Origin of the sequence: Pseudomonas sp., assembly GCF_036404235.1 — a bacterium.
In the GTDB taxonomy this organism is placed as follows: domain Bacteria; phylum Pseudomonadota; class Gammaproteobacteria; order Pseudomonadales; family Pseudomonadaceae; genus Aquipseudomonas.
Window position 1 is genome coordinate 15,087 of sequence record NZ_DASWOT010000015.1, and the last position, 13,921, is coordinate 29,007.

The 13,921-nt window shown below is 58.4% G+C and carries 16 protein-coding genes; 12 read left to right on the top strand and 4 right to left on the bottom strand.

Annotated elements, in window-relative coordinates; genetic code table 11:
- The first annotated feature begins 69 nt into the window (after positions 1 to 69).
- The 11 genes from VGC62_RS01765 (at position 70) to VGC62_RS01815 (ending at position 9,360) form a co-directional block, all read left to right on the top strand.
- Positions 70 to 1,212, top strand: a complete 1,143-nt coding sequence (locus VGC62_RS01765; RefSeq protein ID WP_331185386.1) for a Fic family protein — start codon at positions 70 to 72, stop codon at positions 1,210 to 1,212.
- Between the two features lie 97 nt (positions 1,213 to 1,309).
- Positions 1,310 to 2,986, top strand: a complete 1,677-nt coding sequence (mdcA, locus tag VGC62_RS01770) for a malonate decarboxylase subunit alpha (protein ID WP_331185387.1) — start codon at positions 1,310 to 1,312, stop codon at positions 2,984 to 2,986.
- Positions 2,986 to 3,888, top strand: a complete 903-nt coding sequence (locus VGC62_RS01775) for a triphosphoribosyl-dephospho-CoA synthase (protein WP_331185388.1) — start codon at positions 2,986 to 2,988, stop codon at positions 3,886 to 3,888. The genes mdcA and VGC62_RS01775 overlap by 1 nt, the downstream gene beginning before the upstream one ends.
- Positions 3,889 to 3,890: 2 nt before the next feature.
- Entirely contained in the window at positions 3,891 to 4,190 is a 300-nt protein-coding gene (locus VGC62_RS01780; protein WP_331185389.1) for a malonate decarboxylase subunit delta, read from the top strand.
- Positions 4,183 to 5,034, top strand: coding sequence for a biotin-independent malonate decarboxylase subunit beta (locus VGC62_RS01785; RefSeq protein ID WP_331185390.1), 852 nt, complete (start codon positions 4,183 to 4,185; stop codon positions 5,032 to 5,034). Before VGC62_RS01780 ends, VGC62_RS01785 begins: the two co-directional genes overlap by 8 nt.
- Positions 5,031 to 5,834, top strand: coding sequence for a biotin-independent malonate decarboxylase subunit gamma (gene mdcE / locus VGC62_RS01790; protein ID WP_331185391.1), 804 nt, complete (start codon positions 5,031 to 5,033; stop codon positions 5,832 to 5,834). The genes VGC62_RS01785 and mdcE overlap by 4 nt, the downstream gene beginning before the upstream one ends.
- Positions 5,835 to 6,467: a malonate decarboxylase holo-ACP synthase gene (locus tag VGC62_RS01795; RefSeq protein ID WP_331185392.1), complete on the top strand. Its 633-nt coding sequence runs from the start codon at positions 5,835 to 5,837 to the stop codon at positions 6,465 to 6,467.
- Positions 6,464 to 7,399, top strand: coding sequence for a malonate decarboxylase subunit epsilon (gene mdcH, locus VGC62_RS01800; RefSeq protein WP_331185393.1), 936 nt, complete (start codon positions 6,464 to 6,466; stop codon positions 7,397 to 7,399). The genes VGC62_RS01795 and mdcH overlap by 4 nt, the downstream gene beginning before the upstream one ends.
- Positions 7,400 to 7,467: 68 nt before the next feature.
- Complete coding sequence (gene madL / locus VGC62_RS01805; protein ID WP_331185394.1) at positions 7,468 to 7,884, top strand: malonate transporter subunit MadL; 417 nt, start codon at positions 7,468 to 7,470, stop codon at positions 7,882 to 7,884.
- Position 7,885: 1 nt separating this feature from the next.
- Positions 7,886 to 8,650, top strand: a complete 765-nt coding sequence (madM, locus tag VGC62_RS01810) for a malonate transporter subunit MadM (protein WP_331185395.1) — start codon at positions 7,886 to 7,888, stop codon at positions 8,648 to 8,650.
- Between the two features lie 233 nt (positions 8,651 to 8,883).
- Entirely contained in the window at positions 8,884 to 9,360 is a 477-nt protein-coding gene (locus tag VGC62_RS01815; RefSeq protein ID WP_331185396.1) for a YMGG-like glycine zipper-containing protein, read from the top strand.
- Between the two features lie 99 nt (positions 9,361 to 9,459).
- Here VGC62_RS01815 and VGC62_RS01820 read toward each other — a convergent pair whose 3' ends face one another.
- Positions 9,460 to 11,397, bottom strand: a complete 1,938-nt coding sequence (locus VGC62_RS01820) for a RecQ family ATP-dependent DNA helicase (protein ID WP_331185397.1) — start codon at positions 11,395 to 11,397, stop codon at positions 9,460 to 9,462.
- A 224-nt stretch (positions 11,398 to 11,621) separates the two neighbouring features.
- Between VGC62_RS01820 and VGC62_RS01825 the strand changes: the two genes are divergently transcribed.
- Entirely contained in the window at positions 11,622 to 12,437 is an 816-nt protein-coding gene (locus VGC62_RS01825; RefSeq protein WP_331185398.1) for a hypothetical protein, read from the top strand.
- Between the two features lie 176 nt (positions 12,438 to 12,613).
- Here VGC62_RS01825 and VGC62_RS01830 read toward each other — a convergent pair whose 3' ends face one another.
- From VGC62_RS01830 to VGC62_RS01840, 3 genes are read right to left on the bottom strand one after another with little or no spacing between them, the layout of a single operon-like run.
- On the bottom strand, positions 12,614 to 12,967 hold the full coding sequence (locus VGC62_RS01830; protein WP_331185399.1) for a hypothetical protein: 354 nt from the start codon (positions 12,965 to 12,967) through the stop codon (positions 12,614 to 12,616).
- Between the two features lie 10 nt (positions 12,968 to 12,977).
- Complete coding sequence (locus VGC62_RS01835) at positions 12,978 to 13,175, bottom strand: RNase A-like domain-containing protein (RefSeq protein ID WP_331185400.1); 198 nt, start codon at positions 13,173 to 13,175, stop codon at positions 12,978 to 12,980.
- A gap of 8 nt (positions 13,176 to 13,183) precedes the next feature.
- Positions 13,184 to 13,744 carry a hypothetical protein gene (locus tag VGC62_RS01840; protein WP_331185401.1) on the bottom strand — a complete coding sequence of 187 codons (561 nt, stop codon included), beginning with the start codon at positions 13,742 to 13,744 and terminating at the stop codon, positions 13,184 to 13,186.
- Positions 13,745 to 13,921: the final 177 nt, after the last annotated feature.

A 13,921-nucleotide genomic window follows, 5' to 3' on the forward strand; every position in this document is an offset into this window, starting at 1 on the left:
TCCATATTCGGCTCATTGTGTGAGCCGAATAGCTCATTTATTCGGCTCTCAGCTGCTCCGAGGCTCTCAGTGGACACACCCAACGACTGGATATGGCAACGGCCCAATTGGCCCGCATTTACCTGGGATGCCGATCAGTTGGCCGCATTGCTGCGCGCTTGTTCCCAGGCTCAAGGCCGTCTGCTGGGCATGCTTGGGGCTGCGGGTGCCAGCGCGCAATCGCAATTGGATGCGCTGCTGCAAAACGTCATTACCTCATCGGCCATTGAAGGTGAGCAACTCAATGTGGGCTCGGTGAGGTCGTCGCTGGCAAAGCGTCTTGGGCTGGCGGCTGATCAGCGGGTCAGCCCCCGTAGTGAAGGTCTGGCCGAGTTGATGCTGGACGCCACGCAGCAGCATCAACATCCTCTGACGCTGGAGCGACTGCTTCACTGGCATCGCCTGCTTTTTCCGGTTGCGCAAACGATGTTGGGTCAAAACCTGCGTGTCGGCGAGTTACGCGGGCATGAACCGATGCAAGTGGTGTCGGGACGGCTTGACCGCCCCGTGGTGCATTTCCAGGCGCCGCCGCGTGAAGGGCTTGAGCAGCAGCTGTCGGACTTTTTCTACTGGTTCGACAATAGCCGATTGGACGCCACGCTCGACCCTCTGTTGCGCGCAGGCATCGCGCACTTCTGGTTCGTGACCCTGCACCCGTTCGATGACGGCAATGGTCGCTTGACCCGAGCCATCACCGATCTTGCATTGGCGCAGGCCGAAAACCAGTCCATACGGTTCTACGCCATGTCAGCCAGCATTCTTGCTACCCGCCAGGGCTATTACCAGATTCTCGAACGCTCCCAGAAAGGCGGGCTGAACATCACGGCCTGGCTGGATTGGTTTCTGCACACCCTGTTGCATACCTTTGGGAAAGCCACCCAGCGCATAGATCGGGTGTTGGCCAAGACTCGATATTGGCAGCAGCATCGCGACCATTCACTGTCCACCGAGCAGCTCAAAGTTCTCAATCGGTTACTCGACGGCGACCTGCTTTCAGAAAAGCCCGATGCCGGTTTCGAGGGCGGTATCAGCGCCGCGCAATATCAATCCGTCGCTAAGGTCAGCAAGGCCACCGCCACCCGACATCTTGCCGATTTACTGGAGAAGGGTTATCTGCAAAAACTGCCTGGCGGCGGTCGCAGTACGCGTTATCAAATCAACTGGCCAACCTGATCGTTACTCCAGGCGTAACGATTGTGCGTTTTACTTGATTGATGCGTTCCATCTATCGCTCCTAAGGTGACCTCCACAGCGAACTCGTGGAGTCAGCATGACAACAACAACGAAACTCGACCCGCGCTGGTCGCGTCGTCGCAGCGAAAAGCAGCGGCGGCTCGAACAGGTGCGTTCCCTTGCCGATGGCGTGGTTTTGCCGACCGATAAGATCGTTGCGGCGTTGGAGGCGTTGGTCGCGCCCGGTGATCGCGTGGTGCTGGAGGGCAACAACCAGAAGCAGGCGGATTTCCTTTCGCGATCTCTGGTCAAGGCTGATCCCGCCAAGCTGCACGACCTGCACATGATCATGCCCAGCGTCGGTCGCGCCGAGCACCTGGACCTGTTCGAACGCGGCATCGCCCGCAAGCTGGATTTCTCGTTTGCCGGTACGCAAAGTCTGCGCATCAGCCAGTTGCTTGAAGATGGCCTGCTGGAAGTCGGCGCGATTCATACCTACATCGAGCTCTATTCCCGCCTGCTGGTGGATTTGATTCCCAACGTCGTGCTGTCGGCGGGTTTCATGGCTGATCGCGCGGGCAACATCTATACCGGCGCCAGCACCGAAGACACGCCCGCACTGATTGAGCCAGCGGCCTTTAGCGACGGCATCGTCATCGTGCAAGTGAACGAGTTGGTGGATGATGTCAGCGACCTGCCTCGGGTAGACATTCCGGCGTCATGGGTGGATTTCGTGGTGGTGGCCGATAAGCCGTTCTACATCGAGCCGTTGTTCACCCGCGACCCGCGCCACATCAAGCCGGTCCATGTGCTGATGGCGATGATGGCGATCCGCGGGATCTACCAGAAACACAACGTGCAGTCGCTCAATCACGGCATCGGTTTCAACACCGCCGCCATCGAGCTGATTTTACCGACCTACGGCGAGTCCCTCGGTCTGAAGGGCAAGATCTGCCGCAACTGGACGCTCAACCCGCACCCCACATTGATCCCCGCCATCGAAAGCGGCTGGGTGCAGAGCGTGCATTGCTTCGGCACTGAATTGGGTATGGAGAACTACATCGCGGCGCGGCCTGATGTGTTCTTTACCGGGCGCGACGGATCGATGCGCTCCAACCGAATGATGTGTCAACTGGCTGGCCAATACGCGGTGGATCTGTTCATCGGCGCGACGTTACAGGTCGATGGTGATGGGCATTCATCCACCGTCACTCGCGGTCGGCTCGCCGGTTTCGGTGGCGCGCCGAACATGGGCCACGATCCTCACGGTCGTCGCCACGCCACGCCCGCCTGGCTCGACATGCGCCAGCAGACCGGTGATGGCCCCGACGCTTACCTTGAGCGTGGCAAGAAATTGGTCGTGCAGATGGTCGAGACGTTCCAGGAGGGCGGCAAACCCACCTTCGTTGAAACCCTCGACGCGGTGGACGTGGCGAAGAAGAGTGGCATGGCGTTGGCGCCGATCATGATCTACGGCGATGACGTCACTCACTTGCTCACCGAAGAAGGCATCGCATATCTGTACAAGGCCCGCAGCCTGGAAGAGCGTCAGCAGATGATCGCCGCCGTCGCGGGCGTCACCTCAATTGGCCTGCGTCATAACCCCAAAGACACGGCGCGCATGCGTCGCGAAGGGTTGATCGCGTTGCCGGAGGATTTGGGTATTCGTCGCACCGACGCCAGCCGCGAATTGCTCGCCGCCAAAAGCATCGCCGAACTGGTGGAGTGGTCCGGTGGTTTGTACAACCCGCCTGCGAAATTCAGGAGCTGGTGATGCGCGCCCTCAACGTAGTATTCGACGTTCACCGGCCCCTCAGGCCACACACTCTGTCGCTGGCTGAGCAACTGGCTGATCTGGCGGTGGAGGCGCTGATCGACGAGGCGGATCTGTCGCCCAAGCCCGCGCTGGTCGACCGGCGTAGCAACGGCGCGCATCAGGATTTGCACGTGGGCCTGATGCACGCATCGGCGCTGTCGCTGTGGCCTGCGTACAAGGCAATGGCAGAAATCGCCATTGAATTGGGTGAAATCGGTCGGCCATTGCGCGAAGCCGTTGGCTGCATCGGTCGCGAAGGTGAAGCCGCGATGATGCGCACCACCCAAGGCGTGAACACTCATCGTGGGGCGATTTGGGCGTTGGGTTTGTTGGTCTGTGCCGCAGCGCTCAATCCCGATGATCCCAGTGCCGACGGTCTGAGCGCGCGTGCGGCGAAACTGGCGTTGATCGACGACTGCAACCTGGTCGCGCCCAGTCGCAGCCATGGCGCCGAGGTCGCTCGCAAATATGGCGCACTGGGCGCTCGGGAGCAGGCGCAAATGGGGTTTCCGGCGGTCGTGCAATGGGGCCTGCCGCAACTGCATCGCAGCCGCGCTGCTGGCAATGGCGAGCAGAGCGCCCGGCTCGACGCCCTGTTGGCGATCATGACCACGCTCTCGGACACCTGCGTGCTGTATCGCGCCGGTCCAGAGGGGTTGGCGGCGATGCAGAGCGGCGCGCAACGCGTGTTGGATGTCGGCGGCAGTGCCAGCCTCAGCGGTCGCCGCTGCCTGCACGAACTGGATCAACAACTGCTCGGCCTCAACGCATCGCCCGGTGGCGCCGCCGACTTGCTGGCCGCTTGCCTGTTCATCGATTGCCTTGAGCCTGCGCTCGGCGATCAATCGAGGATTTTCTAATCATGCAAACCTTGTCCTTTGAATTTCCCGCTGGCAAGCCCCCTATGGGCCGTGCGCTGGTGGGCTGCGTCGGGTCTGGCGATCTGGAAGTGCTGCTTGAACCCGGCCAGCCCGGCAAGCTGTCGATCCAGGTGGTGACGTCGGTCAACGGCAGTTCGGCGCGCTGGCAACATTTGTTTGAGCGCCTGTTCGATGGCCAAAATCCACCGGCCATGAGTATCGACATTCACGACTTCGGCGCTACGCCAGGCGTCGTCCGTTTGCGCCTGGAGCAAGGTTTCGAGGAGATCGGCCATGACTGACAGCGCCCGATTGTTGCGGCAGCACAGCTTCGTCGAACTCGGTGCTCGGCAGCGCGCGCAAGCGTTGTTGGATGACGGTAGTTTCCGCGAACTGCTCGACCCGTTCGCCCGCATGATGTCGCCCTGGTTGGCGCAGCAAGGCGTCGTGCCTCAGGCAGACGACGGCGTGATCATCGCCAAAGGCTCCATTGTCGGAAGGCCGGTGGTTATTTGCGCCATCGAAGGCGGTTTTCAGGGCGGCAGCATGGGCGAAGTCGGCGGCGCAAAAATGGCCAGTGCGTTAGAGCTGGCTGCCCAAGACAACCGCAAAGGCATCCCGACCGCAGCGGTGCTGCTGCTGGAAACCGGTGGCGTACGTTTGCAGGAGGCCAACCTGGGCCTGGCGGCGATTGCCGACATTCATGCCGCCATCGTCGATCTGCGTCGTTATCAGCCGGTGATCGGCGTGGTGGCGGGCAGCGTCGGGTGCTTTGGTGGCATGTCCATCGCGGCTGGCTTGTGCAGTTATTTGGTGGTCACCCAGGAAGCACGTTTAGGTTTGAACGGCCCGCAAGTGATCGAGCAGGAGGCGGGCATCGAGGAGTACGACTCACGCGATAGGCCCTTCATCTGGAGCCTGATCGGTGGCGAGCAACGCTTTGCCAGCGGTTTGGTGGACGCGTTCGTCGCCGATGACATTCAAGCGATTGAGCAACAGGTCCAAACGCTGCTGCTCCAGGGCATACCAAAAACCCAACGCAGCGGTCAGTACGAGTGGTTTCTGCAACGCTTGGCGCGTCTGGACACGGGGCCGCAGATTGATCCCGCCACCGTTCGCAACCTGTATCAGGGAGAGCAACCATGAGCACTTATTCAACCCGTGGGCTGAACTGGTTCAAGGCGCTCAGTGCTGGCGCAGCGCAAGTGGTGGGCTTACCGGCTTCGGTGAAAGCGGCAGATGGCCAACTGGGCGAACAAACGGTGCGTTTTCTGGCCGTGGTCGCTGACCCTGAAAACCGTTTCCCTCGCGCGCAAAACGGCGAAGTCGGCCTGCTCGAAGGCTGGGCTCTGGCGAAAGCTGTGGACGCCGCCATTGAGCGTGACCGTCAAAGCGAACACAAGCGCGCGTTGATCGCCATTGTCGATGTGCCGAGTCAGGCCTACGGTCGCCGCGAAGAAGCACTCGGTATTCACCAGGCATTGGCGGGCGCGGTGGACAGCTATGCTCGCGCACGTTTGGCGGGGCATCCGGTGATCGGCTTATTGGTGGGCAAGGCGATGTCCGGGGCGTTTTTGGCTCACGGTTATCAGGCCAATCGCTTGATCGCGCTGCGTGATCCAGGCGTCATGGTTCACGCAATGGGCAAAGCCTCTGCGGCGCGGGTGACGTTGCGAAGCGTTGAAGAGCTAGAGAAGCTTGCTGCGAGCGTGCCGCCGATGGCCTATGACATCGACAGCTACGCCAGCCTTGGCTTGCTGTGGGAAACATTGTCGGTGAGTCAGATCGAGCAGCCGTCTGAGGATGATCTGACACGGGTTCGCGATTGCCTGGTTGCGGCGATCAAGGACACACGGACCGGGCCCAGTGACCTCAGCAGCCGCCTCGGCGCCCGCAACCGCGCGGCCTCCTCGAAGGTGCGCGAACTGATGCGGGAGCAGTGGTAAGTGAGCACCGCCCTGGCTGTGCAGCCCCATGATTTGTTGTGGGGGATGCCGGTGTTCGCGCTGACCGAGGACGCACCTGACTGGTGTATCGAAGCCATCAGCCTCGGCCATCCAGTGGTGGTGCGTCGGCAGCGGGTCGCTGCTGGTCTGGTTGCTGTGGGCGTGCGTGGGCGGTCGCGTGATCAGCGTTATGCGACGGTCATGGCACTGGCTGATATTCGGCGTCGGGTCCGGCCTGAACAACTGGTCGGGCCGGTCAAACACAACGCCAACAACTGGCCGGCGTTGCGCGCCTTGCGCCAGGTTCGTCCGCTGATGGAGGTGCTGGAATTGCCGTGGGGGGTATCTGGAAGTGCTGGCTTCGAATTGGCCAGTGGTATTGCGGCGCTCCATCAGGACAGTGATTTGGACCTGATCCTGCGTACGCCGCAGTTTTTTGATCGCCAAGCTGCCGCACATTTGCTGGGCGCGCTGGATGATGCGGTCTGCCGTGTAGACCTGCAATTGCAAACCCCAATGGGCGCGGTGGCGTTGCGCGAGTGGGCGGGGTCGTCGCGTCAGGTATTGCTCAAAGCCGACGACGGGGCACGGTTGGTGGATAACCCGTGGCCTGCTTTCGAGTCCGTGGCATGAGCAGTTTCTGGGTGTATCCAGGGCAGGGCGCGCAGCAGCCGAACATGCTGCATTGCCTGCCGAGCGAGGTATTGGTCGACGAGTGCTTGCGTGAAGCGAGCGATGCGCTCAATGAAGACGTGCTGCTGCTGGACGCGCCCGAAGCGCTGCAATCCACGCGTGCCGTTCAGCTGTGTTTGTTGATTGCGGGTGTTGCCTGTTCGCGTCTGTTGATGGCGCAAGGCAGCCACCCGGATTACGTGGGCGGCCTGTCGATTGGCGCGTATCCGGCCGCCGTTATATCAGGCGCGCTGGGGTTTGCCGACGCGGTGCGGTTAGTCGCATTGCGTGGCGAGCTGATGCAGGACGCGTACCCCGAAGGCTACGGCATGACCGCGTTGATCGGTCTGGATCAGGCGCACGTAGAGCAGTTGATCGCCGAGGTTCACGGTGCCGAAGCGCCGGTGTATCTGGCCAACATCAACGCCGATAACCAGTTCGTTATTGCGGGCAGCAATGCCGCGATGGCACAAGTAGCGGCGCTGGCCAAGGCTCAAGGTGCTGCTGCGGCCAAGCGCCTGGCGGTGAGCGTGCCGTCCCATTGCGCGCTACTGGAAGCGCCGGCAAAGGCGCTGGCCGAAGCGTTCAGTCAAGTGACCGTGCAGACGCCGGGTATCCGCTACCTGAGCGGCAGCAGCGCAAGGCTGGTGCCCAGCGCCGACAAATTGCGTGATGACCTGGCTTTCAATATGTGCCGGGTCATCGATTGGCGCAGTACCGTGCAAACCGCCTATGAGCGCGGCGTGCGGCTGCAAATCGAGTTGCCGCCGGGCACCGTTCTGACGGGCCTGGCGCGCAGGGTTTTCGAACAAGGATCCGCAGTCGCCTTCCAGGGCGCTCGGCTGGATACGCTGAGCGCACTGTCGCGAGAGGAGGAACACCGCAACCCATAAACCGACTGCTGCTTTCGAAGGAACAAACACAACAACAACTTCGACGATGCGCTTTGAGGATAAAGATAATGGTTATTTATGGTGTCGCGTTACTCGCTATTTGCACCCTCGCGGGGGTGATTCTCGGTGATCTGCTCGGCGTGCTGCTGGGCGTCAAATCCAATGTGGGCGGTGTCGGGATCGCGATGATCCTGCTGATCTGCGCGCGTCTCTATATGCAAAAACGCGGTGGCATGAGCGAAGGCTGCGAAATGGGCGTCGGCTTTTGGGGCGCGATGTACATTCCGGTGGTGGTCGCGATGGCCGCTCAACAAAACGTCGTTACCGCCCTCAAAGGTGGCCCGATTGCGGTTATCGCGGCGATTGGCTCCGTGGTGATCTGCGGCTGTACCATCGCATTGATCAGCCGGACCAACAAAGGCGAACCGCTGCCCAAGGAAGAACTCGACATCATCCCCGGTGTAACGCCAGTGGGAGGCCGCTGATATGTGGGATCTCATTCAAAAAGACTTGATCAGCCAAGGGCTGGTGACTGCCTTTGCGGTAGTTGGCGTGGTGATGTGGATTTCCGTGGTGCTCTCCAAGCGCCTGACGTTTGGGCGCATTCATGGCTCGGCTATTGCCATCGTCATCGGCTTGGTGCTGGCGTGGGTGGGCGGTGTGATGACTGGCGGGCAAAAGGGCCTGGCCGACCTTGCACTGTTTTCCGGCATTGGCCTGATGGGCGGGGCGATGCTGCGTGACTTCGCCATTGTTGCCACCGCGTTTGAGGTGCAGGCGACGGAAGCGAAGAAGGCCGGTTTGGTTGGCGCAATATCTTTGTTTCTGGGCACCGTGCTGCCCTTTATTGTCGGGTCGTGCGTGGCGTATGCGTTTGGCTACCGCGACGCGGTGAGCATTACCACCATTGGCGCGGGTGCGGTGACTTACATCGTTGGGCCGGTAACGGGTGCAGCCTTGGGCGCGACCTCGGATGTGATGGCGCTATCCATCGCTACCGGGTTGATCAAGGCGATTCTGGTGATGGTCGGCACGCCGATGGCTGCACGCTGGATGGGCCTGGACAACCCGCGTTCGGCGATGGTGTTTGGCGGTCTCGCCGGGACGGTGAGCGGCGTGACGGCTGGGCTGGCCGCTACCGATAGGCGGCTGGTACCGTATGGCGCGTTGACGGCAACCTTCCACACTGGGTTGGGTTGTCTGCTGGGGCCGTCGTTGCTGTACTTCATCGTGCGCGGGATTTTGGGGTAAAGCGCGCTTTTCGCGGCCTAATCCACGCAATAAACCCTACACAATAAAAAGGCCCGAATCGTCTGATTTGGGCCTGTGTGAAGTAGTCTAGGACTGTCGAAATCAACTTAAGTTCCTAATAGAAAACAATAACTTAGAGTTTTGTATACAAGTCGTGTTACTCGTCGGATTTTGATTGTGACATTTCCTACAGCATTGCAGGATCGCGCCGTCATCCCTACGAGAGTCCATACATGAAGTATTCCTCGATTCTGTTGTTGTCACTCACGCTTGCCAGTGGTTTCGCATCAGCGGGCGGGAACACCGAAGCAGGTGTGGGCGGAGCATTAGGTGGGGTACTCGGTTCTGTTGTCGGTCAGCAAATTGGCGGCAGCACAGGGTCGGCGATTGGTGCTGGCCTGGGTGGTGCGGCAGGTGGCGCTGTCGGCGCGGATCGTCGCAACCGCACTGAAGCTGCCATTGGTGGCGGCCTGGGTGCCGCTGGCGGTAACGTGATTGGCCGTAGCGTCGGCGGCAACACCGGCAGCCTGATCGGCGCCGCAGCCGGTGGTGGCGCGGGTGGTGCGTTGGGCAACTACATGGGTAACGAAAGCCGTCACGATGACAACCGCAGTTATCGCGGTGATCGCCGGGATTATCGTCAGGGTCATGGCCCGCGTGGTCACGCCTATGGTCATCGCAAAAATAACCGTAATTGGCGTCACCGTTAATCTGCGACGTTTGTCGTTAGCATTGCCACACTGGCCGCCCTATAGCGGCCAGTGTTGTTTTTGCCTTGCCTTCGCTCGCCACGTTTTCACACAGTTGGTTCAGGCGTTTACCGACTGGCGAGCAGCCCAATCGCGCACCGCTGCATACGGATAATCTTCCAGCGCCGCAAAGCCGGGAATACTGCGCGCCTTGAGCTTGGTGAACAGCGGCACGCTGATACCACACAAAAACCGGGTCAAGCACTCGGCGCTGGGCGTAATCCCCTTGGCGGCCGAATGCCTGGCGATGAACTCAGCGCAAAGCCCCCGGAAATCCTGATCCTCAAACGGCGTGAGTGCGGGTGGCGCTGGCAACCTCGCCACGCGGCCTTCGCACACTGAACAATGGCCGCAGTGCGCCGGTGCCTTCTCATCACCGAAATACTGCGCCAGCCGGTAGCTAAGGCATTCCTGGCTGCTAAACAGAGCCAGCATTGCGTGTATCCGCGCCACCTCCGTGGTTTCGTGATGCACGAAGTGCTCATGCAATTGGGCGCTCAACGCCTCAGGGTCAAAATCGCTTCTGAGCAAGCTGTACACCTCGGTCATCTGCTTGCTCTCCAGCTCGATCCAGCCCTTCTCCTGAAAGAAATCCAGCGCCTTGACCACGCGTCCACGCTCTGCTTGATACTGCTGATACATCGCGTCGAAATTCACCGTGGCCCAGGTTCTAGCGCGGCTGGACGTCTCTATCAGCGCTTGCACAAACTGCCGCCGCTCGCCCTCGAAACGTTGAACGATCTGCTCCGGCGCCAGCAAAAACTTGAAGCGATATTCCGCGAAATAGGAATAGCGCGGGGCAATGATCCCGCGAAGCTCAAGTTGGACCAGCAGGGTTTTCAGCGGCAGTTGACGGATGTTGCTCATCTCGGACAGCGGCATCAGCAATAACTCCCACTGCCCGTCGCCCCGCGCATTGAGCACATCATCGAGCACCCGACGAATGCCTTCGCGTTCCGGTGTGTCGCCGTACACAAAGTTTTCCAGCACGTTGAGGCTGTCTCGGTTGGCCAATACCAGGCATTGCGACTGCGCACCGTCCCGCCCGGCCCGGCCGATTTCCTGGCTGTAATTCTCGATGGATTTCGGCAGATCGAAATGCACGACGTTGCGGATGTCGCTCTTATCGATACCCATGCCGAAAGCGATGGTGGCGACGATACAGTTGAGTTTGCCGCTCATGAACTGGCGCTGAATAGACTCGCGTTTATCGTGAGCCAAACCGGCGTGATAGGCATAAGCGGCAATGCCATTTTCCGAAAGATGCGCGGCGACGAACTCGGCGGTCTTCTGTAGCGTCACGTAAACAATGGTGGGCTGATTCGCCCGCTCACCGAGCCACTGCACCAACCGGCGACGCTTATCGCGACCAGGCACCGGTTCGACCAGCAACTTGAGGTTGGGGCGGTAAAAGCCGGTAGCTATTACGTCGTCAGGTGCGATGGCGAATTTGCTCTGCATATCCGCGATCACGCCTGGTGTAGCCGTGGCCGTCAGCAACAACGCTTGTGGGATATTGAACTCGCGCTGGTAGTCCGGCAGCTTCAGATAATCCGGACGGAAGTTATGCCCCCATTCAGAAATGCAATGCGCTTCATCCACTACCAACAGCGAAATCGGGATCTGCGTGATGAAGTGCCGAAAGCGTTCGTTTTTCAGGCGCTCCACGGAGATCATCAGGATCTTCAGCTCGCCGCTGCGGGCTCGCGCCATGACGTCAGCGACATCGTCGCGATTCTGCGCAGAATCAATGCTCGCCGCTGCAATACCGTGGCGCTTAAGAAAGGCCAGTTGATCCTGAATCAGCGCCAACAGGGGTGACACCACCAATGTCAGGTGCGGCAATAACAAGGCCGGCAGTTGATAACAAAGCGACTTGCCAGAACCTGTCGGGAAGATCGCCGCAGCGGAGCGCCCCGCCAACACAGCGCTGATCGCAGCCTCCTGTCCTGCCCGAAACTGCCGATAACCGAAAACCTGTTCAAGGGTTTGATGCATTAGCTGCCACTCCATTGACCGCTTCAAAGGATTTGAACCTTAGCGCGGTGGGTCCAGGCAACACAGGCCAAAACCGTTACAGAAATGGAAGGCAGGATACATGCATCGCATTGATGGTCCGCAGTACTAGCAAAACAACATCGCGGCGGTTTAATCTTTGCCGCATTCATGGCTGTGTCATAAATCGCCGCACGTAACGCCAGACGTGTCGCCAGGGAGAGGCAATGCAATCCAGTCAACAGCCCGAGGACGACGGACTCATCGTCATGCAGCGCTTGAAGCCTGATCAAATTGACGTGGTACTCGGCTCTCACCCGGGCAAGCGAGCAGCCGTACACAGCAAGAGCGGTTGGTCGCTCACCCGCGTCGTTATTTTTCTGATTTTGCTCGGGGTTGGCGGGTATCTCCTCGCTCAGCTATTTCACTCGCCAAGATCAGTTGCGAAACCCACCACACTTGAATCTTCGATTATGCCGGCCACCGACGACACGACGCCCACTGCGCCTGCCCCTGAAGTGATTCGCACCACCGAACAAGTGGTCTATATCGCACCGAAGCTTGAGGTGGCGGCGCCCACGGCCAAATCGCTTGATCACTGCCTTAAAGACGGCAACGTTATTGATCAGGACGTCGTCAATTGCCGTTTTGGTGAAGCCCCGCGCACGGACTCTACGTCGAGTCGCCCTCAGGGTATGGTTTCAGACCGCTACATGGCCGACTATAAGTCCGCCGCTGACAAAACTAAGACCGAACCACGCGGCAAGCAATATCAGGTCGCGGGCGTGTTCATTCGCGGCATCGACGACCGCAACCGTTACGAAGCCCGCTATCGCATCTACAACAACCACATCGAAACCAGCAGTGTGTGCATGAACTTCGCCAGCGACTCGGTGGAATACCGTGAATGTCGCAGAGCGGCAGTGCCTTTTTTCAAAGACACCTGCAGCGACTGGACCAAACGCTTTGCCAAGGATCGGGACGATAAAAGCAAACTTGCTCAGGAGCAGTATTGTGAGGCTGCGCGGGCGTATCAACCGTGAGCGACGTTATTGCAGCGCGGCCAACGGGTTTAGTCCGATGGGGTAGTAACAAATACCACTCGGCAGTGGGCAAGGTTTGACCAAAAAACGGTGATTTCCCGGCAAGGAAAGCGGTGATGGGTCTTCTGATGGACGACCAGAGCCGTCTTGTATCAACTGCGGACAGGCTCGCCCACTCACTTGCGAGAGAAATACCCTTTGATTCGAGATTTCACCTCTGCGTCTAGCAATGACAAAACATTTGTCAGGAATACCAAAAGATCGCCTTCAAAGTAGTCTTCTGGGAAGCGCAGCTCTTGATTAAATGGCTCGGCGTACTCCAATCCGTCTGCAGTCATATTTCTTTTGATATAGCTTTTTATCTGCCTTTTTAGAAAGAAGGCGCTGACGATACCGTGGGTATCGAAGTATTCACTGACTATTTCAGGTAACGACATCTGAACATAGTTATCCCTTTCCTCATCGGATATAAACTCGCCAACACCCGTTCCAACTTCGTACATAAATCCCATTAGAATTCCGTAGATCATTGCCGGCCCCTCACTTAATTGGAAAAGCAGTAATAATAAAGTAAGGCATATTATTGAAGTCGGTAAACTTTATGATCGCTCGGATTTTTAACATATTAACAAAGTCGTTCGGAAGCTGCTTGGTGATGCCCCAACCGATTACTCTACCCAGGTGAGTATCAAATTCAACCTGCGGCCGCTTGAGGAGGAATTTAACCTTTGAGTACATTAGAATTTTTAGTTTATTTTGCTGAACCGCTTTTGCAGAAAAGCCAAGTCCTTGTCTACATGCTTAGCAATAGTATGGCCGCCACCCATTTTTTTAGGTGCATGCAACGGTATTTCACTCGTCACCACGGTCATGCGCCCAGCCCTTACCGAGGACACTCTGAATGCGTTGTACAACGAAGCCGTAGAAAGGGGTACAGCAAACTCGGTCGCCAGACCGATAACTTGCCCTGCCTGACTGGAGGCTCCGAGTGATTCAGCGACAGACGCCCCGGCTTTAAAAGCGAATGAATCTGTCTGCTTGCCGGTAAGGACTTGCGTCGATGCAGCCGAGAGTTGGTCACTGGCATGCACGTCCATGGCGACACACCCGGCCTTGCTTATCATTGTCGGTTCAGGAATAGCACAAAGTATGCCCGCACCGGCAAGTTCAACGATGCCTCCAACAAGGCGCAAGCTACCGAATATACGATTTGACCTTATTTCTCCTTCCGATAATGACTCGTAAGATAAAATGGCAGCCATTTGAGCAAAGCTAAGCGTTACGCGAAAGTCGTCGGTTTTATACATGTTGGATAGACCTGCTACTGGAATGACCTTTTATCATCGGCCGCCAAGCGTGCAACGACGCCGAGCAAGCTAAATCTGAAAATCAATATCAGCAAGAGGGGTACTTGCTTTCGGGAAGTGTCATACAGTAGAAAAAGATAATTCCTATAATCTAAAATCCCACACAATAAAAAACCG